General features: G+C 50.8%; 17 protein-coding genes, 4 tRNA genes and 1 rRNA gene. 10 read left to right on the top strand and 12 right to left on the bottom strand.

Features of this window, described 5'->3' with window-relative positions; all coding sequences use genetic code 11:
- Window positions 1-309: 309 nt before the first annotated feature.
- Genes hemC through BZJ19_RS10825 form a run of 4 tightly spaced genes read left to right on the top strand, consistent with a single transcriptional unit; the run spans window position 310 to window position 4,322 of the window.
- Window positions 310-1,245 (top strand): hydroxymethylbilane synthase, encoded by a 936-nt coding sequence (gene hemC, locus BZJ19_RS10840; RefSeq protein ID WP_069590307.1) that lies wholly within the window; start codon window positions 310-312, stop codon window positions 1,243-1,245.
- On the top strand, window positions 1,242-2,006 hold the full coding sequence (locus tag BZJ19_RS10835) for a uroporphyrinogen-III synthase (RefSeq protein ID WP_077675645.1): 765 nt from the start codon (window positions 1,242-1,244) through the stop codon (window positions 2,004-2,006). The genes hemC and BZJ19_RS10835 overlap by 4 nt, the downstream gene beginning before the upstream one ends.
- Window positions 1,999-3,129, top strand: a complete 1,131-nt coding sequence (locus BZJ19_RS10830) for a uroporphyrinogen-III C-methyltransferase (RefSeq protein ID WP_077675644.1) — start codon at window positions 1,999-2,001, stop codon at window positions 3,127-3,129. Before BZJ19_RS10835 ends, BZJ19_RS10830 begins: the two co-directional genes overlap by 8 nt.
- Complete coding sequence (locus BZJ19_RS10825; protein WP_077675643.1) at window positions 3,126-4,322, top strand: heme biosynthesis HemY N-terminal domain-containing protein; 1,197 nt, start codon at window positions 3,126-3,128, stop codon at window positions 4,320-4,322. The genes BZJ19_RS10830 and BZJ19_RS10825 overlap by 4 nt, the downstream gene beginning before the upstream one ends.
- Before the next feature lie 74 nt (window positions 4,323-4,396).
- Here the strand turns inward: BZJ19_RS10825 and BZJ19_RS10820 are convergent, their stop codons facing one another.
- The 8 genes from BZJ19_RS10820 to BZJ19_RS10785 all read right to left on the bottom strand — a co-directional run bounded on the left by BZJ19_RS10820 (window position 4,397) and on the right by BZJ19_RS10785 (window position 11,596).
- Complete coding sequence (locus BZJ19_RS10820) at window positions 4,397-5,209, bottom strand: hypothetical protein (protein WP_077675642.1); 813 nt, start codon at window positions 5,207-5,209, stop codon at window positions 4,397-4,399.
- 119 nt (window positions 5,210-5,328) lie between these two features.
- A complete protein-coding gene (locus BZJ19_RS10815) occupies window positions 5,329-6,267 on the bottom strand; it encodes an ABC transporter permease (RefSeq protein WP_077675641.1) in 939 nt (312 codons plus the stop codon).
- A gap of 3 nt (window positions 6,268-6,270) precedes the next feature.
- Window positions 6,271-7,248: an ABC transporter permease gene (locus BZJ19_RS10810; protein WP_069590320.1), complete on the bottom strand. Its 978-nt coding sequence runs from the start codon at window positions 7,246-7,248 to the stop codon at window positions 6,271-6,273.
- A gap of 56 nt (window positions 7,249-7,304) precedes the next feature.
- Window positions 7,305-8,858 carry an ABC transporter substrate-binding protein gene (locus tag BZJ19_RS10805; RefSeq protein ID WP_077675640.1) on the bottom strand — a complete coding sequence of 518 codons (1,554 nt, stop codon included), beginning with the start codon at window positions 8,856-8,858 and terminating at the stop codon, window positions 7,305-7,307.
- 91 nt (window positions 8,859-8,949) lie between these two features.
- Window positions 8,950-10,668 (bottom strand): ABC transporter ATP-binding protein, encoded by a 1,719-nt coding sequence (locus tag BZJ19_RS10800; RefSeq protein WP_077675639.1) that lies wholly within the window; start codon window positions 10,666-10,668, stop codon window positions 8,950-8,952.
- 639 nt (window positions 10,669-11,307) lie between these two features.
- Window positions 11,308-11,384 (bottom strand) — tRNA-Pro (locus BZJ19_RS10795).
- Window positions 11,385-11,409: 25 nt separating this feature from the next.
- Window positions 11,410-11,485 (bottom strand) — tRNA-His (locus BZJ19_RS10790).
- A 34-nt stretch (window positions 11,486-11,519) separates the two neighbouring features.
- A tRNA-Arg gene (locus BZJ19_RS10785) sits at window positions 11,520-11,596 on the bottom strand.
- A gap of 322 nt (window positions 11,597-11,918) precedes the next feature.
- On the opposite strand from BZJ19_RS10785, the gene BZJ19_RS10780 reads away from it, so the two are divergent.
- Entirely contained in the window at window positions 11,919-12,353 is a 435-nt protein-coding gene (locus BZJ19_RS10780; protein ID WP_069590326.1) for a c-type cytochrome, read from the top strand.
- A gap of 55 nt (window positions 12,354-12,408) precedes the next feature.
- On the opposite strand, the gene rep is transcribed toward BZJ19_RS10780, so the two are convergent.
- Window positions 12,409-14,430: a DNA helicase Rep gene (rep, locus tag BZJ19_RS10775; protein WP_077675638.1), complete on the bottom strand. Its 2,022-nt coding sequence runs from the start codon at window positions 14,428-14,430 to the stop codon at window positions 12,409-12,411.
- A 130-nt stretch (window positions 14,431-14,560) separates the two neighbouring features.
- Here rep and BZJ19_RS10770 point away from each other — a divergent pair, with 130 nt between their 5' ends.
- From BZJ19_RS10770 to ubiK, 4 genes are all read left to right on the top strand, one after another.
- Complete coding sequence (locus tag BZJ19_RS10770; RefSeq protein WP_235608209.1) at window positions 14,561-15,160, top strand: TetR/AcrR family transcriptional regulator; 600 nt, start codon at window positions 14,561-14,563, stop codon at window positions 15,158-15,160.
- A gap of 21 nt (window positions 15,161-15,181) precedes the next feature.
- Window positions 15,182-16,288, top strand: a complete 1,107-nt coding sequence (locus BZJ19_RS10765) for an efflux RND transporter periplasmic adaptor subunit (RefSeq protein WP_077675636.1) — start codon at window positions 15,182-15,184, stop codon at window positions 16,286-16,288.
- A gap of 12 nt (window positions 16,289-16,300) precedes the next feature.
- Window positions 16,301-19,393 (top strand): multidrug efflux RND transporter permease subunit, encoded by a 3,093-nt coding sequence (locus BZJ19_RS10760; protein ID WP_077675635.1) that lies wholly within the window; start codon window positions 16,301-16,303, stop codon window positions 19,391-19,393.
- A 92-nt stretch (window positions 19,394-19,485) separates the two neighbouring features.
- The gene (ubiK, locus tag BZJ19_RS10755; RefSeq protein WP_069590334.1) at window positions 19,486-19,746 is read left to right on the top strand and encodes a ubiquinone biosynthesis accessory factor UbiK; all 261 of its coding nucleotides are present in this window, start codon (window positions 19,486-19,488) and stop codon (window positions 19,744-19,746) included.
- A 55-nt stretch (window positions 19,747-19,801) separates the two neighbouring features.
- Here the strand turns inward: ubiK and ilvC are convergent, their stop codons facing one another.
- Complete coding sequence (ilvC, locus tag BZJ19_RS10750) at window positions 19,802-21,289, bottom strand: ketol-acid reductoisomerase (protein ID WP_077675634.1); 1,488 nt, start codon at window positions 21,287-21,289, stop codon at window positions 19,802-19,804.
- Window positions 21,290-21,421: 132 nt separating this feature from the next.
- Between ilvC and ilvY the strand changes: the two genes are divergently transcribed.
- The gene (gene ilvY, locus BZJ19_RS10745) at window positions 21,422-22,285 is read left to right on the top strand and encodes an HTH-type transcriptional activator IlvY (protein WP_077675633.1); all 864 of its coding nucleotides are present in this window, start codon (window positions 21,422-21,424) and stop codon (window positions 22,283-22,285) included.
- A 77-nt stretch (window positions 22,286-22,362) separates the two neighbouring features.
- Here the strand turns inward: ilvY and BZJ19_RS10740 are convergent.
- Both BZJ19_RS10740 and rrf read right to left on the bottom strand, forming a co-directional pair.
- Window positions 22,363-22,439: transfer RNA gene (locus BZJ19_RS10740), tRNA-Asp, on the bottom strand.
- A gap of 59 nt (window positions 22,440-22,498) precedes the next feature.
- A 5S ribosomal RNA gene (gene rrf / locus BZJ19_RS10735) occupies window positions 22,499-22,614 on the bottom strand.
- Window positions 22,615-22,688: the final 74 nt, after the last annotated feature.

Below are 22,688 nucleotides of genomic sequence, written 5' to 3'. Positions count from 1 at the left end.
TCAATGTAACACTCTAGACAACTCGGGTAAAGCCAATAACCCCGATGCCTGTGTGGTGGTATCTGTGCCGCACTATAGGCGATTTTTGAGACCAACATCAATCTTTTTCGCTCTACAACCTTAGTCGTAGACCAGCAAAAATGCCGTCTTTCCAAGTAACAATTTGCTGTAATAATAAGCGATTGATCACATTTTTTCACCTATATCGCGACCAGCACGCCATAAATGCGCAAACGCGTCAGGAGAGATTACGTCCAGCGCAACGCCAATGATAGGATGGGCGCCATTGTGTAAGAAGGAAAGCAAATCATGTATTCAACCCCCGTACGCATTGCGACACGCAAAAGCCCTCTGGCCTTGTGGCAGGCGGAGTTTGTTAAAGCGGCTCTTGAGCAGTCACACCCAGGTTTATCCGTCGAGCTGGTGCCGATGGTCACAAAAGGTGACGTGATTCTGGACACGCCGCTCGCCAAGATTGGCGGTAAAGGGTTGTTTATTAAAGAGCTCGAGCAAGCCATGCTCGACGGTCGCGCCGACATCGCCGTGCACTCGATGAAAGACGTCCCGGTCGAATTTCCTGAAGGACTGGGGCTGGTCACCATTTGTGAACGTGGCGACCCGCGTGACGCCTTTGTCTCTAATCATTACGACAGCATTGATGCATTGCCCGAAGGGGCGGTGGTAGGCACCTCCAGCTTACGTCGAGAATCCCAGCTTCGTGAGCGCCGCCCCGACTTGGTGGTCAATACATTGCGCGGCAATGTCGGCACGCGTCTCGGTAAACTCGACGATGGCCAATATGACGCCATCATCCTCGCAGCAGCTGGGTTAAAACGACTGGGCTTGCACGATCGCATTCGCAGCGAAATCCCGCCAGAAGTGATCTTACCCGCGGTTGGCCAAGGCGCGGTAGGAATTGAATGTCGATTGGATGATGAACGTATTCGTACCTTGTTGGCCCCGCTGTCTGACGCCAACACCACTCAACGCGTATTGTGCGAACGCGCGATGAACAATCGCCTCGAAGGCGGCTGTCAGGTTCCGATTGGCAGTTATTCAGAAATCCAAGGCGACAAAATCTGGCTACGTGCCTTAGTTGGTGAGCCCGATGGCTCTACCATTCTGCGCGGCGAAATTACAGGACCGCTCGAAAAAGGCGAACAACTGGGCACCGATCTCGCCGAGCAACTGCTCGCCCAAGGCGCACGTCAAATCTTGGATAAGCTTTATCAAGACGACGCATGACCATTGTTGTTGTTCGCCCCGAGCCGGATTGCAGCCAATTAGTCGACCAGCTTGCCCAACACAAGCTGGCGGCCTTGCCTTGCCCACTGGTTAGCTTTGCGCCGGGGCGAGGTTTACCGTCACTGCCCGCGCTACTTTCCTCTCTCCCCGCTGGCAGTGTGTTAGTGGCCGTTAGCCCCCGCGCGGTCGCATTTACCCATCAAGCTCTGCAACAACAGGGGATGGCGTGGCCGCGTCATTGTCATTATGTGGCCGTCGGTCAGCGCACGGCCAACGAATGGCAGCAGGTTGCCAACCAGCCGGTACAGTATCCTACCCGAGAAGACAGCGAAGGCATGCTCTCATTGGCGCCTTTTAACGTGATAAAAGGGAAGCAGGTGGTCATTCTTCGCGGAGAGAGCGGACGCGATATGATGGGGCAAACCTTGCAGTCGCAAGGCGGGCAAGTTCACTATTGCGAGGCCTATCTACGACAATGGGCGATTGAGCCTTTAGTATCGCAAGTAGTAAGCTGGCCACAAGACACGATTACCACCGTGGTGGTAACCAGTGGTCAACAATTAGCCCACTTTGATCAACTTATCACACTGAGCGGACAGCACTGGCTGCGCCAATGCCGTATACTGGTGCCCAGTAAAAGGATTCAAGATCAAGCGACTGCGCTCGGTTTTGACACGATTACGACCGTTGACAGCGTGGCCAATGACGCACTGGTTTACACGCTGCTGAGGTTAAGAAAAACGGGACTTTCGGATGACTGACAACAAAAACACCGACACCAAGCAAAGCAAGGCCACGACTCCCTCTTCACCAGATACGCACGCCTCGCACAATAAAGCGGCGCCTAATAAGTCTAAACCTGCCACACGCAGCCGAGGTGGACTGGTATTAGGTGCGGTTGCCATCGCCATTGCACTGGGCTCGAGTGGTTGGCTTTTCTACCACGGCCACCAACAAGCCACCGTGCTGCAAAACACGCTATCCGCGCAGCAAGCGCAGATTGCACGTCTTGAGCAAGCCCTGAATGACCAGCAACAGGCAGCAGAAAAAGCGCGGGCGCAAGTGGTTGATGACACCCGAACACGCTTAGCGCAGCAAGACAATACCTTGAAGAGCTTGCAAAAAGCGGTAGCCGAAGTGAAAGGGCGCCGTCCGAATGACTGGCTGCTTGCCGAAGCGGATTACCTAATTCGTATGGCCGGACGCAAGATTTGGCTCGAGCATGACGCGCAAAGCGCCACCGCGCTGATGGAGGCGGCCGACCATCGCATTGCCCAGCTTAACGATCCTTCTTTGATGCCCATTCGTCAGGCGATGGCCGACGATATTACGGCGCTAAAAGCAGTGAAACGTATTGATCGCGACGGCATCGTGCTGCGTTTAACCAGTATGCAACAGCAAGTCGAAACCTTACCGCTTGCCAATGCGGTGATCCCTGACGCGATTGAAACCGAAAAGCCGGTGGTGAGCGAATCGGTTAATGACTGGCAAACCAACCTCACCACCTCCGTCAAAGATTTTGTCGATAACTTTGTCACCTACCGAAAACGTGATGGCAATGTTGTCCCACTGTTGTCGCCAACGCAAAGCTACTATTTGCAAGAGAACGTCAAGAACAAGCTCGATCAAGCGATGCGCGCGGTCTATCAAGGTAATGACGCCTTGTATCATGAGGCCTTGGGTATGGCCAAAGATTGGACGCTTCGCTTTTATAACCAAGATGCGACCGTGACGGAACGCTTTGTCGAGCAAATCGATGCACTCGACCAGCAAAGAATCGGCATCGATTTACCTAACAAGCTCAAAAGCCAAGCCTTGGTCAGTGATGAAATCGACACTCGACTGCGTCGAGACATCGCTCCACTCACAGGAGGTCAGTCATGATTAAACTCCTACTGCTTGTCTTGGCACTGTTTGCCGGTCTGCTCGTCGGCCCGGAGCTTGCTGGTCAACAAGGGTATGTGCTGATCTCTGCTGCCGAACAGACACTTGAGATGAGTGTTACCACTCTGATTATCCTCATTATTGGATTGATTGGGGTGTTATGGGTGCTCGAGTGGGTGCTGCGCAAGCTGCTCTCGCTCAGTAGCACCGCCAGCGGTTGGTTATCAGGACGTAAACAACGCAAAGCACGCAAGCAAACCCAAACGGGATTGATGAAATTACGCGAAGGCGAATGGAAGCAAGCGGAGAAGCTATTAGCAAAAGCCCGTCCTTTCAGTGACGCGCCCATGCATAATTTACTGGCCGCTGCAGAAGCGGCGCAGCAGCGTCAAGATCTTCATGCGAGAGATCAATACCTCCAGCAAGCCGCCGACCTTAACGCCAACAGCTTGGCACTTGCCCTGACCCGTGCACAACTACATAGCCAAAGCGGTCAGTACGAAGAAGCACTGGCGTCGTTGCGTGCCATTAAGCGCCAACACCCTCGAAACCCGGTGATGCTATCCCTGCTTAAAGACACCTATATTCAGCTGGAAGATTGGTCGGCGTTATTGAATTTGCTGCCCACGCTGAAAAAAGCTCAGCTTCTAGATGGGACGCAATTGGAAGCACTCAGTGAGCGTGCGGAACTCGGTGTCATGGAACACATTGCCAGCCAACAAGGCACCGAGGGACTGCTAACCCACTGGAATCGACTCTCGAAAACCAAACGCAGCCAACCCGCTCTGTTGGTGGGGCTGGTACGCCACTTAGTGGCGCGCAACGCGGACTCTGAAGCCTATATTCTGCTGCGAGAAGCCTTGAAAAAACATCCGGAGGACAGCCTGATTGCGCTGCTTCCCAGCTTAAAGCTGCCTGACATTCATCCCGCCGTGGTCATGCTCGAAGAGCTCCTCAGGTACGACTCCCGTAATCCTGTGACCCATAGCGCGTTAGGACAGTTGCTGATGCAACAAGGGAAGTGGCAAGACGCGCGTAGCCACTTTGAGAAAGCCCTCGAGTATCGTGCGGACGTGACCGACTACGCGTATCTCGCCGATGTATTGGATAAGCTCAATCAAGGAAAAGCGGCCAGCGATGTCTCTCGCACCGCACTCAAACTTGCGCTACCCGAGCAACCACCTGCCGCTTAATCGTGGAAAGTGAGACACAAGCAAACGAAAACGCCCCGCTTCAAGCGGGGCGTTTGTTATTCTTCATCCGAGCGTCAACGCTTTTTACACAATACGTTTAACGCCGCATCGGCATTACGCGTCACCACTTTCCCAGTGCGGGCATCCACGCCCATTGCTCCTTGCACCCAATAAGGTAAACGCATAGGCAACTGATCGGTGGCCTTAGATACCGCGGCTAAATCGGCTTGGCTTGCCAGCATCATGCCCTCTTTTTGGCACCGTGCCATCGCGCCTGCATAGTCAATACGCAACCAATTGATATCCTTTTCCACATATTGCTGATCGCCGGCTTCCGGCTCAGGCAAGCCAAAATGATTCAGGTTAATGGTGGACGCGCTCGCTGACATGGTTGATTTTGCCATCGTCGATGATGACGCCATAGACTTCGCCTGCGTCGCTAAAGGGGGTAAGCGAATAACGGCCGGTTCCGATAATGGCTGACGTGTTTGACGCATAACAGCCTTTTGGGTGGGTCCGAACTGGCGCACACGCTGTAACACCAAACGGGCCACGTCAGGATTATCATACGGACCAATCAGGCAACGCCCGCGCCCATCACGGAGATGCACCTGAAACGGCAAGTCTGGCAACCCTTGACGCAGCGACTGGAAAAACGCGCGCGATGGCACACCTTCCGTTGCCCCGCACTGGATCCAAAACGCATGGCTATTTGGGTCAAGCGCTTGGTTGCCCCATAATCCTTCACCAATATCGCACTGCTCACCAATAATGGGCCAGCCTTGTTGGTGGTCAATCACCGCACACGGCGTTTGCGCCGCATTCACTGGCGCACTGATCGCCCATGTTGCTACGGCACTCACCGCAAGACGTCGCAACCACCTCATGATTTGCTCTCCTGAAAACCGAATGTTGTCAGCTTAAGCAAAGTGACGCGGCGACTCAAGCGAGCGCTGCTCAGCCTGTTAGCTTCCAACAAAAATGGCTGCAAACGCAGCCATTTTATTCACCCTTTATAGATTTTGGGGTTGAAAACATCCCTCAGCCAATCGCCCAGCAAGTTGATGACTAATACCAGCAAGACCAGTACGATGCCAGGAAAGGCGGTGATCCACCACGACCCCGAGAAGATATAGTTAAATCCGATACTGATCAGTGAGCCCAAGGACGGCTGATCGACCGGCATGCCCAAACCCAAAAAGGATAGCGCCGCTTCCGACATAATCGCGTTGGCAACCTGTACCGTCGAAATCACCAAAATGGGCGAAAGACAGTTGGGCAAAATATGGCGGAACATGATCCGCGGGGAGCGAAAGCCCATCACTCGCGCCGCTTCGACGTACTCTTTCTTCTTTTCAGCAAGCACAGACGCACGAATGGTGCGGGCATACTGTGGCCACTCTGCAATACCGATAATCACCACCAGCATTAAGATGGCATATTGGCTATAAAACTCACTGCCAAAACTGGCTTTAAAAATAGCCGAGACAATGATCGCCACCATCATGGTCGAGAACGATAACTGAATATCGGCAATTCGCATGAAAAAGCTGTCGATTCGTCCACCAAAATAGCCCGCACTGAGCCCAATCACAGTACCCAATAGGAGCTGTAAACCGACCGCACACAGACCAATGGTCAGGGAGATACGCAGACCATAAATCATGGTCGATAAAATATCGCGCCCTTGGTTATCCGTCCCTAATAGGAAACGCGGATCGCTCCACTCCATCCATGCCGGGGGTAATTCTGAGTCCATAATATCAATCATGGTCAGATCGTAAGGATTGGTCGGCGCAATAAGCGGGGCAAATAGCGCAAATAAGACGAACAGGACAAAGACGGTAAAACTCGCCATCGCGACTTTGTCACGCTTAAAGTGATAGAGAAAGTCTGAGGCTAAAAAGCGCTGCCAACGGTTTGGCTGAGTGGTTGTTTGTGTCATTGCCTATGCCTCCTTACCTGTAAGATTGACCGTTGGGTTGATAAGGCCATAGAGCAGATCAACAAAGGTATTCGTGACCACAAATATCAAGCCGACAAAAATCACATAAGCGGTGATCAGTGGCGTATCCACACGGTTAATCGCTTCAAGGAAGAGAAAGCCCGTGCCAGGCCATTGGAAGACAGTTTCCGTCAAAATGGTATAGGCAATCATGGTACCAATTTGTACCCCACCGACGGTGACAACGGGCAACATGGTATTTTTCAACGCATGCTGGTAGTACACCTTTTTCTGGGGCAAGCCTTTGGCACGCGCAAACTTCACGTATTCAGTGCCAAGCGCTTCCAGCATTTCAGAGCGCACTAAGCGAATAAACAGCGGTAACATGATCGATGCCAGCGAGACCGCGGGCAGCACCAAGTGCGCCAAGCCATCCAAGGTGAAAAAGCCGGACTCCCAACCAAGCCAATTGGCCGTTTCACCTCGCCCATACGACGGCAACCAACCTAACTCAATCGAGAACACATACATCAACATGATGGCGGTTAAGAAAACAGGTATCGAGATCCCCACAATACTGAAGCCCATGATGACTTTGGTGAGAATGCTATTGGGATGAATGGCAGAATACACCCCAAGTGGGATCGACACGACAACGATAATTAACGCCGCCCCAGCGACGAGCTCCAGTGTCGCTACCAGCTTATCTAAAATCACGTCCACCACGGGACGTTTAAAGAAGTACGAATTTCCCAAGTCGCCCTGTACCGCTTTACCGATAAAACGGGTGTACTTGGTAATAAAGGGATCGTTAAGTCCCATCTCATCGCGCAGCGCGTTACGCTCCGCTTCTGATACTGATTGCCCCACCAGCTCCCGCAAGGGGTCGCCGAGGTTGTCCTGGATAGCAAACGCCACCAGACTGATCACAAACATCACTACCAGTGCCTGAACCAGACGTTTGACTAAAAACGTTACCATGTTTGCCTCTAAGCGATTGGAGATGAAGGGGCCTTATCAGGCCCCCTTTTACACCCTTACTCGACGACCAAATCGCCGAAATAAGGGAAGTTCATACCGTTAACAATCGGTTTGATGTTGACGTTATTTTTGGCGGCCCATGATGGATCCTGCCAGTGCAGAGGAAGGAAAGCAGCGTCGTCATACAGGATCTTCTCGACTTTTTGCAGCATGGCACTGCGCTTCTCGAGATCGGTCTCAGAGTTCGCCGCTGTGACCAGTTTGTCGACTTCACTGTTTGAGTAGTGACCACAGTTGTACTGGCCTTTACCTGTGTCCGCATTGCGGGTCATGGTCAAGAACTCGGTAAAGTTGGCGGAGTCTTCGGTATCTGGGTGCCAGCCGATCATTTGCATGCCTGCTTCGCACTTATCAAACTCTGGCCAGTATTGCGCTTTTGGCATGGTTTGCAGATCGACCTTAATCCCAATCTTCGCCATCATTGCCGCAACCGCTTGAGCGATTTTTTCATCGTTCACGTAACGGTTATTCGGCGCAATCATGGTGACCGAGAAGCCATCTGGGTAACCTGCCTCTTCCATCAATTTTTTCGCTTTGGCCAAGTCATAACGCGGCTCTAGATCGGCATTGTAACCTGCATACCCGACTGGGCTTTGCTGGCTAGCTGGTGTGGCGGCACCTTTCATGATTTTTTGCGCGATACCTTCGTTATTGACTGCATAAGCAACCGCTTGACGAACACGCGGGTCTTTAAACTCATCAACAACACTTTGGTTCATTTGGAAAGTGATCACGCGCGTCCCTGGCATGGTCACCAACTGCAAGTTATCAGAGCGTTCGATACGGCGGTAATCATTCGGTGACACCGGCGCAATCATATCCACATCGCCCGACAACAGGGCAGCGACGCGGGTGGCGTCTTCTTTGATTGGGCGTAGGGTGATGTTGTCGACATTGCCTTCGCTTTCTTTGTCCCAGTAGTTTTCGTTGCGCTTAAATTCCACGACAACGCCTTGCTCACGCTCGGCAACCACGTAAGGACCGGTCCCTGACAGGTGTGTTGACGCATAGGTTGAGCCATTTTTCTTCAGCTCTGCTTTGTCACGCCCGTCTTCGGTTTTACCACTGTAGTATTTGCTGTCCATCGGGAAGACATAGGTCATCACGTTTTCTACCAATGGGTAGGTGCCATCCGTGATCACGTCTACCGTATGCGCATCGACTTTTTTGATATCAACAATCGGGGTGAAGATCCCTTTGAAGTCTGGCGAGGATTTGAGGCGCTTGAACGTCCATACGACATCATCAGCAGTAAATGGGTTACCAGAGTGGAACGTCACACCTTCACGCAGATTAAAGCGCACCGTTTTGTTATCCATGCGCTCCCAAGAGGCGGCGAGGCGTGGCTCAAAGTCCATCTCTTGGGTGAAACGGACTAGCGGATCAAAGACCATATGAGAAAGCTGTAACGTGCCGCCAGACAGTTGCTCATGCGGGTCAAGTGAGACAGGATCCGCATCGTAAGCAATGGTGATATCCGCCGCGGCTGCGCTAAAGCTTAGGCCTGCGGCCATCAGCGCCACGGCAATCTTGCTCTTCATTGTTTTCATTTGCATAGCTCCTTTATGCGTAGGGGAGTGTCCCCTGCTGTGTTGCATCGGTAATCAATTTCGGCCATCTGGCCGCGACGGCACAGGCTAACTATGCCGTTTGCAAACCTTCCGTGCTCATTCCCTTAAATTCCGGCATCAATGAAATCAGCTTGCGGCTGTATTCATGCTGAGGATCGGTAAATAATTGCTCGGTCGGTGCCACTTCCAACAGCTGACCTTTGCGCATCACACCAATGCGATCACACATTTGTCGAATAACTGGCAAATCGTGACTGATAAACAGCATGGTGAGATTGAGCTCGTCTTGTAGGTCTTTAAGCAGGTTTAAAATTTGGGCCTGCACCGACACATCCAGCGCCGACGTAGGTTCATCACAAATCAATAAGCGCGGGCGCGTTGCCAGTGCTCGGGCAATTGAAATCCGCTGACGTTGGCCACCAGAGAACTCGTGAGGGTATTTGATCCCCGCGCCACGTCCTAATCCAACATGATCCAACAAATCCCCCACGATCTGACGGATCTGAGACTCATTGTCTGCCAAGCGGTGGAAGCGAATAGGCTCTGCGATAATGTCATAGATTTTCATCCGCGGATTCATCGACGAATACGGGTTCTGAAACACCATCTGCATTTGACGACGAATCGGCCGTCGCGCCCGTTCGCTTTTAATCGCGGTGAGATCAATGCCTTCAAAAATGATTTGTCCGGTATTGGGCGGATACAGTCCCGTAATCGCACGGGCAATGGTCGACTTACCCGACCCTGACTCGCCTACCAGTCCAAATGTTTCACCTTCGACGATATCGAAGCTGACATGATCAGACGCTTGAACATATTCGCGGCGGCTGGCAAATAACGAATCTTTGGTAACAAAACGCAGCGATACGTCTTTGACTTGCAATAACGGCCCGGTATAAGCGCGTTGATCTTGGCTTTGCCCCAGCCAATGGTTTTTAATATCCAGCTCGACGGTTTCGCCAGCTTCTTCGATATAGTTAACCAGCGGAAAGCGATCCAGCTTGATATCTGAGCGTGGTACCGCTGAAATCAGACTTTGCGTGTAAGGATGTTGTGGCTCACCGAGTACTTGTTGGGTGGTGCCAATTTCCACCAAATCACCGCGATACATCACCGCAACGCGATCAGTGACATTCGCGACCACACCCATATCATGGGTTACCAACATGCAGCCAACGTTTTTCTGCTGACACAAGTCACGGATGAGGGTCAGGATTTGGTCCTGTATTGAGACGTCCAATGCAGTCGTGGGCTCATCGGCAATGATTAAGTCGGGCTCACCGGCTAAGGCGATAGCAATCACCACACGCTGACGCATTCCGCCAGAGAATTGGTGGGGGTACTGTTTAATGCGGATTTCTGGTTCTGGAATCCCCACTTGCTCCATCAAGGTCAACGCCCGCTGATAGGCTTGCTGCTGAGTCACATTTAAATTGGTATGAATGGTTTCAGTCAGCTGTTGCTCCACCGTGAACAGTGGATTTAACGATGTCATGGGGTCTTGGAAGATAAAGCCAATCTTATCCCCGCGAACCTTGCGCATCTCATTGGGTGTCAGACCAGAAATCTTTTTGCCGTCGAGGTATACATCGCCGTTGGCTATCCGTCCCGGAGGGCTCAGTAAGTCAATCACCGCGTTACCAACCGTCGACTTACCCGCACCGGACTCACCGACCACACCAACGATCTCGCCGCGTTCAATGGTAAATGACAGTGATTTCACTGCCGCATGAACGCCATGACGAGACGGATACTCTATTCGTAGGTTATTTACTTCTAGCAGTGCCATTTATCATCCTTGGCATCGTCGAATGTGACGATGTACTCCTTGTCCAGACTGAGCCCTGTTTAACCGATACCCAGTAAAAAATAGGGGGATTCCAATCTGGCAAACATTTCACAAAAAATCAACAACACAGCAGGATATGCCATAATCCTGCTTAAGGGTCGAATAATCATTCACAGCCACTCTCTGTAAATTCACGTCAAAAGATACAAAACACATTTCATATCAGTGAAATACAGACTCGTCACTGTGTCACAGTTGTAAAACAAATTACGCATAAGATAAAGCCCAACCTATTAACACTCATAATACATTGTCAGTGCTTTACGCTGATAATCACGGCGTAAATTGTTATCTATTTTATCAATAACAAAATAAGCAGTGTTTTACCCTGCTTAATCTAAGGTATAGCAGCAGTATCGCGTGGCCGCTGATATAGGGCAGATTCATGCTTTTTTCTGTGTGGGATTCTTGATTAAGCTCTAATTTCTGACTTTTTCTTCATGAAGCCGCATCATCGCGACATAATAAATAGGCAGGAAAAGTAGGTAAATCAGACAGGGGTCTATACAGACGCACCTATCATGATAAGCAGGACTAGAAACGAAAAAACCCCAGCCGTTAGGCTAGGGTTTGTAATAGTGGTCGGTGAAGAGGGATTCGAACCCCCGACCCTCTGGTCCCAAACCAGATGCGCTACCAAACTGCGCTATTCACCGACATTTTCGCTTTCAGCGAGAATAATGGGGTGGCTGACGGGACTTGAACCCGCGACAACTGGAATCACAATCCAGGGCTCTACCAACTGAGCTACAGCCACCACTGATTTTTTGCCATCTATTTCTATCCCGGAATGGCGCGCCCGACAGGATTTGAACCTGTGACCTTTGGCTCCGGAGGCCAACGCTCTATCCAACTGAGCTACGGGCGCTTGCCCCGTTGGCGGTGACGAATATTACGGATATCGTTACCAGCCGTCTAGCACTTTTTTTAATTTTTTTACTGACTGGTCTCTTTTTGGACAAATTGCGTAGAAATCGTCAGTTAGGTCTCTACTATAACGGTTTAACGTAACAATCTAAAGCGCTATAATCACCTAATCTTTACACGGGGTTAACCTACCCTGTTTGGGTGAGCCCGTAGAGAAATATGAATGTCGCGGCCGAATCACGTCTTCATTGATTCACCCTTTGAGGTTGGCGACAAAATAAGACGAAAAAGGCGTAAGCCACCAGTAATGTGGGAGTGTCATTGTGAGCGCAAAGGGAAAGAGTCTACGTCATATCATGGTTGCCTCTGTGGCTGCCTTCATGTTTGCTTCAGCCGCACAGGCGCTTGAAGTCTCAGAGAGTGAAAAATCCGCCATTGCCGAGCGCATTGCCCCAGTGGGTGATGTATACCTTGACGGCCAAGCCCCGGTCGAAACGGCTGCCGCTGAACCGACGGGTCCGCGTACCGGCGATCAGGTTTATAATACCTACTGCACTGCGTGTCACAGCACAGGCGCAGCAGGCGCACCAAAAACCGGTGACGCCGCCGCTTGGGGGCCTCGTGTCGACAAAGGCATGGAAACCCTCACCAAACACGCTATCAATGGCTTTAATGCGATGCCTGCTAAAGGCACCTGTATGGACTGCTCTGACGACGAGATCGTTGCCGCGATTGAGCACATGCTAGACGCGCTCTAAGACGGAATGGTTATTGCGTTCGACTGAGTAATAAAAGGCGCCGTATCAACGGCGCTTATTTATTTTGGTTTAACATCGCTTTTAGGTTCGCGATCGCGGCTTGTCCCTTCTCCATGCGCTCTTGTTGTGAAACGGGCTTCTTGTTCGTCTCCCATTCCACATCCTCAAACGGCAATTCGTCAAGAAAACGGCTGTGCTGCGGTTTTATCAATTCGCCAAATTGGCGACGCTCTTTACAGACTACAAAAGTCAGCGCTTTTTGTGCCCGCGTGATCCCCACGTACGCCAAACGCCGCTCTTCATCGATATTGTCTTCGTCGATGCTCGACTGGTGAGGCAACAAGCCTTCTTCCATACCAATCATATATACATAGGGAAACTCGAGCCCCTTAGACGCATGTAAGGTCATCAGCTGTACTTGATCGGCATCATCATCGTCTTCGCCTCGCTCCATCATGTCGCGCAGCGTAAGGCGCTGAACCACTTCTCGTAAACTGCGCTCGACATTATCCGGGTTATCGCCCTCTAAGTCAGCCACTATCCAGCTGTAGAGATCCGAGACATTTTTCATCCGCATTTCCGCCATTTTGGGGCTGGATGAGGTCTCATATAGCCAGTCTTCGTAATGGGTATCGCGCAATAACGCCCGTACTGCGGCGACTGTATCACCACGTTCAGCCTGATCTGACAACTCAACAACCCAACGTGTGAACGCCTGCAACGAGGCCAACCCTCGGCCCGACAAATGCTGTGTCAGCCCCAACTCGAAGCTCGCCGCAAACAAGCTTTTGCCTCGCTGGTTTGCGTAGCTACCCAGTTTTTCCAGCGTGACAGGGCCGATTTCGCGTCGCGGGGTATTCACAATACGTAAAAAGGCGTTGTCATCGTCTTGGTTGGTCAGCAAGCGCAAATAAGCCATGATGTCTTTAATCTCTGCGCGAGCAAAAAAGGAGGTGCCGCCCGATATTTTGTAAGGGATGCGGTTTTGCATCAGCGCTTTTTCGATTAAACGCGATTGGTGGTTTCCGCGATAAAGGATGGCGTAATCTTTATACTGGGTGCGCCCAAGAAAGCGATGGCCAATCAGCTCACCCACCACACGCTCGGCTTCATGCTCTTCATTTTTCGCCGTCAATACCTTTAGCATGTCCCCATCGGGTAATGCTGAGAAAAGCGTTTTCTCAAAAACATGCGGATTATTGGCAATCAAGATGTTGGCCGCGCGGAGGATGCGACTGGTTGAGCGGTAGTTTTGCTCCAATTTCACCACATGCAAGCGAGGAAAGTCTTGCTGCAGGTAAACGAGATTTTTCGGCTGGGCGCCTCGCCATGAGTAAATCGACTGATCGTCATCCCCAACCACCGTAAAGCGCGCACGCTCGCCCACTAGCAGTTTTACCAACTGATACTGGCTGGTATTGGTATCTTGATACTCATCCACGAGCAGGTAACGAATGCGTGCTTGCCAGCGCTCCCGAACCGCTTGATTCTGACTAAGTAACGCCACCGGCATCAAAATCAAGTCATCAAAATCCAACGCATTATACGCCCGCATTTGTTTTTGATAACGCGCATAGCAAGCAGCGAATAGCTGATCGCGCTCACCTTGTGCCTGTGCCTGCGCCTCATCAGGTCCCAGCATGGCATTTTTCCAGTTCGAGATGGTATGCACTAATTGACGCAGCAAATCTTTGTCATTATCCAGCTCATCTTCGGTCAAGGCTTTGAGCAAAGCTAATTGGTCTTGGTCATCAAAGAGAGAAAAGCCCGCCTTGAGCCCCAAGGTTTTGTATTCTCGTCGAATTATATTCAGACCCAGGGTGTGGAAAGTTGACACCATCAGGCCGCGCGACTCTTGTTTACCGAGCGTTTGCGCGACACGTTCTTTCATTTCTCGCGCTGCTTTGTTGGTAAAGGTTACCGCCGCGATATGACGCGCTTTATATCCACATTGTTGCACCAAATAGGCGATCTTGTGGGTAATAACACGTGTTTTTCCTGAACCAGCACCCGCTAAAACCAAGCAAGGACCGGAAATATGGCGCACCGCATCAGACTGCGCGGGGTTAAGTTTCATGGTGACAACGCCTCTTTTTAACCTGAGTTGGCATTGTAGAGGGAAACACTCACATGTCTATCTTACCGCGCGATTGTCGCAAAGATTGACTACACTTTGCCCTTGTCATTCGTGCAAAAAACCGACTAAAATGAATGAACGTTCATTCACTATTGATACCATGCACAGTATGGATAAACGCACCCAAATTTTGTCAGCCACTGAGCAACTCATTGCGACACGTGGGCTCGATAAAGTCTCGATGCAGCAAGTCGCCAAGCATGCTGGCGTAGCAGCTGGCACCATTTATCGCTATTTCGATGACAAGGATGACTTACTCCGTCAATTATCGGCGCATCTGATGATGCAATGCGCGACACACATTCAACATGGGGTTAAGGATGAACCAACACTGCGCGACCAATTTGAACGCCTATGGCGCAATACGTGGCACATGATGTTACAGCGCGACCATCTCCTGTTATCACGTGATCAGTTCGAAGCACTACCACGTGATGACCATGCACACACTCAGCAGGAACGCATTGCATTTGCTGATCTTTATCATGTGATTCAACAAGGTAAAGACCAAGGGCTATTCAAACCCATGAACGATGAAGTTTTGATCGCTCTCGGGCTAGAACCGGCGGTTTGTTTAGCTCGCAAACAGGTTAGGGGTGTTATAACCCTGAGCGATGATGCTATCGCAGATGCAATTCACGCTTGCTGGGATGCAATTTCTCTTCACTAACGACGTTCGGAGCTAACTTCGATGAAAAAATGGTTTTTTGTCATGCTGATCCTTGCACTGCTGCTGTTTGGCAGTGTGATTGGCTTTAACCTGTTCAAGCAGCAAAAGATAGCGGAATACATGGCAAGTATGCCGGAACCAACCCATCCGGTCACGGCCTTGGCGGTTGACGCTGAGCCATGGACCCCCACCATCGACGCAATTGGTTTTATCGAGCCAAATCAAGGGATCACCCTGACCACGCAGATTGCTGGGGTCGTCGATGTGATCAATTTCGAATCAGGCCAAACCGTCGAACGGGGTCAAAATTTGGTGGAACTTGACTCCAGTGTTGAAAAAGCCAACCTCGCCAGCACCCAAGCGCGCCTGCCTGCTGCGGAAGCGAAATTTAAACGCTACCAGGGTCTGTTTGCCAAAGGATCCATTTCCAAAGAAGCACTCGATGAAGCCGAGGCGAATTATCGTTCGTTACAAGCGGATATCACGGCGCTGAAAGCCACCATCGCCCGTCGTAACCTCCAAGCGCCGTTTGATGGGGTCATTGGTTTGCGTAATGTCTTCATGGGTGAATATTTGCAGCCAGGTACCGATATTGCTCGTTTAGAAGATACCTCTGTAATGAAGCTTCGCTTTACCGTGCCACAAACGGACATTGCTAAAATCCGTCTCAGTCAGCCACTGCGTATCACCGTTGATGCGTATCCAGAAATGGAGTTTATCGGCTCAATTAGTGCTATCGAGCCAGCCGTCAACAGTCAAAGCGGCCTGATTAAAGTGGAAGCCAACATTCCCAATAACGATGGGCAACTGCGCTCAGGAATGTTTGCCCGTGCAGACATCATTTTGCCCACCATTGAAGATCAAATCGTGATTGACCAAACCGCGATTAACTTCACTTTGTATGGCGAAAGTGTTTACGTGATCCGTGAAGAAGATGGCGAAAAGCGTGCTTATCAGCAAGTGCTTAAAGTGGGCGAGCGTCGTGGCCACCAAGTCCGAATCATCGATGGTCTCGCACCTGGCGATCTCGTGGTAACGTCCGGCCAAGTGCGCTTGAGCAACGGTTCAAAAGTGAAAATCGTCGAAAATGACGCTCTCACACCACCAGAACAATTACCTCAATTGTAAGACGAGGATGTGATGCGCTTTACTGATATTTTTATCCGGCGCCCAGTACTGGCAGCCTCAATCAGTATACTGATTGCGCTGCTAGGCTTGCAGTCGCTCTTTAAGATGCAAGTCAGGGAATACCCGGAGATGACCAATACCGTGGTCACCATCACAACCAGCTACTATGGTGCCAGTGCTGATTTGATTCAGGGGTTTATCACCACCCCACTCGAACAGGCAGTAGCCCAAGCTGACAATATTGACTTTATGACCTCAGAATCGGTGCTGGGGACCTCGACGATTACCGTCAACATGAAGCTAAACACAGATCCGAACGCGGCACTGGCGGATATTCTTGCCAAGGTCAATTCGGTACGTGCGCAGCTTCCGACTGAGGCAGAAGACCCCTCGGTATCGATGTCGACGGGTTCAACCACTGCGGTGATGTACATCGGCTTTACTTCACCGGAGCTCGATTCAAGCCAGATCACTGATTACCTCGAACGGGTCGTGAAGCCTCAGCTGTTTACCGTGAATGGGGTGTCGAAAATCGACTTATACGGCGGGGTGAAATACGGTCTACGTGTTTGGCTGGATCCTCAGAAAATGGCCGGGTTTAACCTAACGGCCACGGATGTCATGTCGGTACTGAGTGCCAATAACTACCAATCCGCCACCGGTCAAGCTATCGGTACCTATATGGTTTACAACGGTAGCGCTGACACCCAAGTGTCGACCCCAGAGGAGCTCAGTAACTTGGTGGTCGAGACCCAAGAGGGTCGCGTGGTGCGCCTTGGGGATATTGCCAAAGTCTCGCTAGAGAAAAGCCACGATCGCTTCCGCGCCATTGCGAATGGCTCAGAGGCAGTGGTCGCGGCGGTCAATGCTGCGCCTACCGCCAACCCCATTGATATTGCCGAAGACGTGACTGCAATGCTCCCCGAAATAGAGCGCAACATGCCGGGCAATATCCAAATGAACATACTGTATGACTCCACCCAAGCGATTAATGAGTCCATTCATGAGGTAGTAAAAACCATCATTGAAGCGGCCATTATCGTATTGGTGGTGATTACCTTGTTCTTGGGCTCATTCCGCGCCGTGATCATTCCTATCATCACTATTCCATTGTCATTGATTGGTGTGGCCTTGGTCATGGAGATGATTGGCTTCTCGCTGAACTTGATGACGCTACTGGCGATGGTATTGGCCATCGGCTTGGTGGTTGACGATGCGATCGTGGTACTCGAAAACATCGACCGACATATTAAGCTGGGTGAATCACCTTTCCGCGCGGCCATTATTGGTACGCGGGAAATTGCCGTGCCGGTTATCTCAATGACACTGACATTGGCGGCTGTGTATGCGCCTATTGCCATGATGGGCGGGATCACTGGCTCACTGTTTAAGGAGTTTGCGCTTACACTTGCCGGGGCCGTGTTTGTCTCTGGGATTGTGGCACTCACTCTCTCACCAGTGATGTGTTCATCGATGCTAAAAGCCCACGCAAAGCCAAGCCGTTTTGAATTGACGGTCCATCGATTCTTAGACGGTATGACAGAGCGCTACGCGGGCATGCTGGATAAGGTGATGCAACGTCGTCCGGTGATCTTGTCTTTCGCCGTGATCGTGTTTGCGTCCTTGCCAGTTCTGTTCAGCTTTATCCCCAGCGAGCTTGCGCCTTCAGAGGATAAAGGGGTGGTCGTGATGATGGGTACTGCCCCCTCGACCGCAAACTTGGATTACATCCAAAACACCATGGCAGAAGTGAACCAAAAGCTCGACGAACAACCAGAAGTGGCCTTCTCTCAAGTCTTTTCTGGCGTACCTAAGTCGAATCAGGCATTTGGTATTGCTTCTCTGGTGCCATGGAGTGAGCGTGACGCCAGCCAGTCAGAAGTCGTGAAGCGCATGGCCGAGGAAGTGAAAGACATTCCGGGCATGAAGGTCACCACCTTTGAGATGCCAGAGCTCCCCGGCGCTTCGTCTGGCTTGCCAATCCAATTCGTGGTGACGACGCCGAATAACTTCGAAAGTCTCTATCAAGTGACGGCTGAAATCATGTCAGAGGTTCAATCAAGTCCGAATTTCGTCTATTCGGAGCTGAACCTTAACTTTGACTCGGCCACCATGAACATCAGCATTGATAAAGACAAGGCGGGCTCTTACGGCGTGACCATGCAAGACATCGGTGCCACCATTGGCACCATGATGGCGGATGGCTATGTGAATCGTATCGACTTTGATGGACGCTCTTATGAAGTGATCCCACAAGTTGAGCGTAAATATCGCCTCAACCCTGAGTCTATCGAAGGTTATTACGTACGCGCGGCAAATGGTGAGTCGATTCCACTCGGTTCGCTGATTGATATCGACATTACCGCAGAGCCACGTTCACTGCCGCATTTCAACCAATTGAATGCCGCCACAATCAGTGCAGTGGCAGCGCCTGGCGTGACCATGGGAACCGCTGTTGACTGGTTTGAAAGCAAAGCTGCAGAGTTGCCTAAGGGCTATCAACACGATTACCTCGGTGAATCTCGCCAATACGTCACAGAAGGTAGCGCACTCTATGCCACCTTCTTGTTCGCCTTAGCGATCATTTATCTGGTCCTTGCGATTCAGTTTGAATCCTTGCTCGACCCACTGGTGATCTTGGTCTCTGTACCACTCGCCATTTGTGGTGCATTAATTGCACTCGCATGGGGGCTGTCGTCGATGAATATCTACTCGCAAGTCGGGTTGATCACCTTGATAGGTCTGATTACCAAACACGGTATTTTGATCTGTGAGGTGGCCAAAGAGCAGCAGCTGCATCATCAAGCCAGTCGGATGGATGCGGTCAAAGAAGCGGCTAAAATTCGCTTGCGCCCGATCTTAATGACCACTGCAGCAATGATTGCTGGCCTGATCCCTCTGATGTTCGCGACCGGCGCAGGTGCCGAGCAACGCTTTAGCATCGGGATTGTGATCGTGGCAGGTCTTGCTATCGGTACCTTGTTTACCCTATTCGTTTTGCCAGTGATTTACACCTATCTGGCCAGCAAACACAAACCACTGCCTGTGTTTGTCGAAGACGATGAGCTCGACAAGCTCGATAAAGACTATCACGCGTCACACTAATTAAAGGGCCTTCGGGCCCTTTCTCTTTTGTCATCTTTCGACAAGCTGCCCGTATTTACATAGAATAAAGGCAGTTAATGAAGGAGTATTCCATGTTTGACCCCAAAAAACTTGAGCAAGTGGCCAAGCAAATTCACGACGCCATGCCTCAGCCTGTCAAAGAGTTAGGCACGGATATGGAAAGCCGTGTGCGCCAAGCCATTCAAGGCCAGTTGACCAAGCTCGACGTGGTAAGCCGTGAAGAGTTTGATGTGCAGACTCAGGTGCTACTACGCACCCGTCAAAAGTTGACCGAGCTTGAAGCCAAACTCGCAGAGATGGAAAAAAAGCTCAACCAAGACACTGACGCCTAAATTCATCATTAAAAAAGCCTGACCACTGGCCAGGCTTTCATCTCATACTGTGTCGTTAGTGGTTATTAATCGCGATTTGCTTCATATCAGTCATATAGCCGCGCAATTCCTCGCCGATATACTCAATCGGGTGATTACGGATACGATCATTGACCTCGATTAAGGTGGCGTTGTCGACCTGATTAGAGGCTTCTCCGAGTCCTTTACCAATCACATCAGCCCCCACTGTTGGCATAAAGTGTTCGCGCAGCAGCGGTGTCGCGACGTTTGCAAATAAGTAGTTGCCGTACTCAGCCGTATCGGAAATGACCACGTTCATTTCATAAAGACGCTTACGCGCGATGGTGTTGGCAATCAAAGGTAATTCATGCAATGACTCGTAATACGCTGACTCTTCGATAATGCCGGATGACACCATAACTTCAAAAGCAAGCTCGACCCCTGCACGCACCATAGCAACCATCAAAATACCGTTATCAAAGAACTCTTGCTCACTGATGCTTACATCCGACTCGGGATAGTTTTCAAACGCGGTCTGTGCCGTTTCTTCGCGCCATGTGAACAAGTCTTTATCGCCGTTTTCCCAATCGGCCATCATGGTCGCGGAGAAATGGCCAGAAATGATGTCATCCATATGTTTGTTATATAGAGGACGCATCAGTTCTTTAAGCGACTCCGACAGTTCAAAGGCTTTGATTTTCGCTGGGTTGGACAAGCGATCCATCATGTGGGTGATGCCCCCGAACTTCAGCGCTTCCGTAATGGTTTCCCAGCCGTACTGAATAAGCTTACCCGCATAACCTGGCTCAACGCCCTCTGCGATCATTTTCTCATAGCAAACGACCGAGCCTGCCTGCAGCATGCCACACAGGATGGTTTGCTCTCCCATCAGATCGGATTTCACTTCTGCTACGAATGAGGATGCGAGTACGCCAGCACGGTGACCACCGGTTGCAGCGGCCCATGCTTTCGCAATCTCAAAGCCTTCACCTTTAGGATCATTTTCTGGGTGAACGGCAATCAGCGTCGGAACACCAAAGCCGCGTTTGTATTCTTCACGTACCTCGGTACCCGGGCACTTTGGCGCCACCATAACCACAGTAATGTCTTCACGGATACGCTGACCGACTTCGACAATATTAAAGCCATGTGAGTAACCGAGCGCAGCGCCCTCTTTCATCAATGGCATCACGGTTTCAACCACGTTGGAGTGCTGTTTATCTGGCGTAAGATTAATCACCAAGTCTGCCTGTGGGATCAAATCTTGGTAGCTACCCACTTCAAATCCATTTTCGACCGCGTTCTGATAAGAAGGACGTTTTTCATCAATAGCAGCTTGACGTAGTGCATAAGCCACATCAAGACCCGAGTCGCGCATGTTTAAGCCTTGGTTGAGCCCTTGCGCACCACAGCCGACAATCACCACTTTTTTACCGTTGAGAAATTCGGCCTCGGTGGCAAATTCATCACGATCCATAAATCGGCATACGCCTAATTGTTCCAATTGTTGACGCAAATTCAGGGTATTAAAGTAGTTCGCCATGGGGTGCTCCATTGATTCAAATCCGTGATTGGGTGTGTTTTCACCGCGTATTTTTGATACTACCCTAACCACTATATTGCCTAAAGTGATATATTCACAACATAACATTGCAATTACAGCAACAATAAAATCATGAATGCAAAGCAACTCACGGGCTTTCTCCACCTCTGTGACACCAAAAGCTATACCCGAGCCGCACAAGCAATGCACGTCAGCCCTTCTGCGCTGAGCCGAATCATCCAACGTCTCGAAGAAGATATTGGTCAGCCTCTGTTTATTCGCACCAATAAAGCGGTCGATCTCACCCCAGCAGGTAAAACGCTGCTTCCCGTCGCACGCGATATCCTGCAGCTTTGGCACACCACTAAAGCCAGTATCAATGAACATGCCTCTTTGCTCGGCGGTAAGCTCACGCTCTTTTGTTCAGTCACGGCAAGCTATAGCCATTTACCTGAGCTCCTCGCGCGGTTTCGTCAACAATACCCAAATATCGAGCTACAACTGCTAACCGGCGACCCCGCTCAAGCAGAAGAGAAGGTGCAAGACAATAGCGCCGATATTGCTATTGCCGCTAAACCCAAACGCTTGTCATCCAGCTTGGTGTTTCAACCGATTGATACGGTCAGTTTGTCGGTTATCGCACCGGCAATGGCCAGCAGTGGCATTGACCTACAAGCCATTGACTGGCAGCTCACACCATTAATCTTGCCCGAAGCAGGGACAGCGCGCGAACTCGCTGATCAATGGTTGACCGGTAAAGGTATCGAGCCAAACGTCTACGCACAAATAGCCGGCCATGAGGCGATTGTCAGTATGGTGGCATTGGGCTGTGGTATTGGTGTCGCGCCAGATGTGGTGATTGATAACAGCCCAGTAAAAGACAAGGTTGAGCGATTACGCCAAGAAATTGTGCAACCTCTCGAACTAGGCCTTTGTTGTAAAGCTTCCCGCGCAAAAGAACCTTTACTCAACGCTCTACTCGATGTCATGCGATAAACACAAAAGCCCCAACACAATGATGCTGGTGCTTAAACGCAAAAAACCCCAGCTTTTCAGCTAGGGTTTCTAAGTAGTGGCGGAGTGGACGGGACTCGAACCCGCGACCCCCGGCGTGACAGGCCGGTATTCTAACCAACTGAACTACCACTCCGCACCAATTCTGTATGACTAAAGACTTATATCTCTTTGCTTTAATCAATTGTAATCAAAGCCTGGCGATGTCCTACTCTCACATGGGGAGACCCCACACTACCATCGGCGCTGCTTCGTTTCACTACTGAGTTCGGCATGGAGTCAGGTGGGTCCAAAGCGCTATGGTCGCCAAGCAAATTCGGTAATCTAGAAAGCTGTTCGTTCTCGCCACAATCAACTGGCTTATTTTAAGTCCAACCCAAAACCT

Source organism: Salinivibrio proteolyticus (assembly GCF_001996165.1).
GTDB lineage: Bacteria > Pseudomonadota > Gammaproteobacteria > Enterobacterales > Vibrionaceae > Salinivibrio > Salinivibrio proteolyticus.
This window is presented reverse-complemented; position numbering and strand designations above follow the sequence as displayed.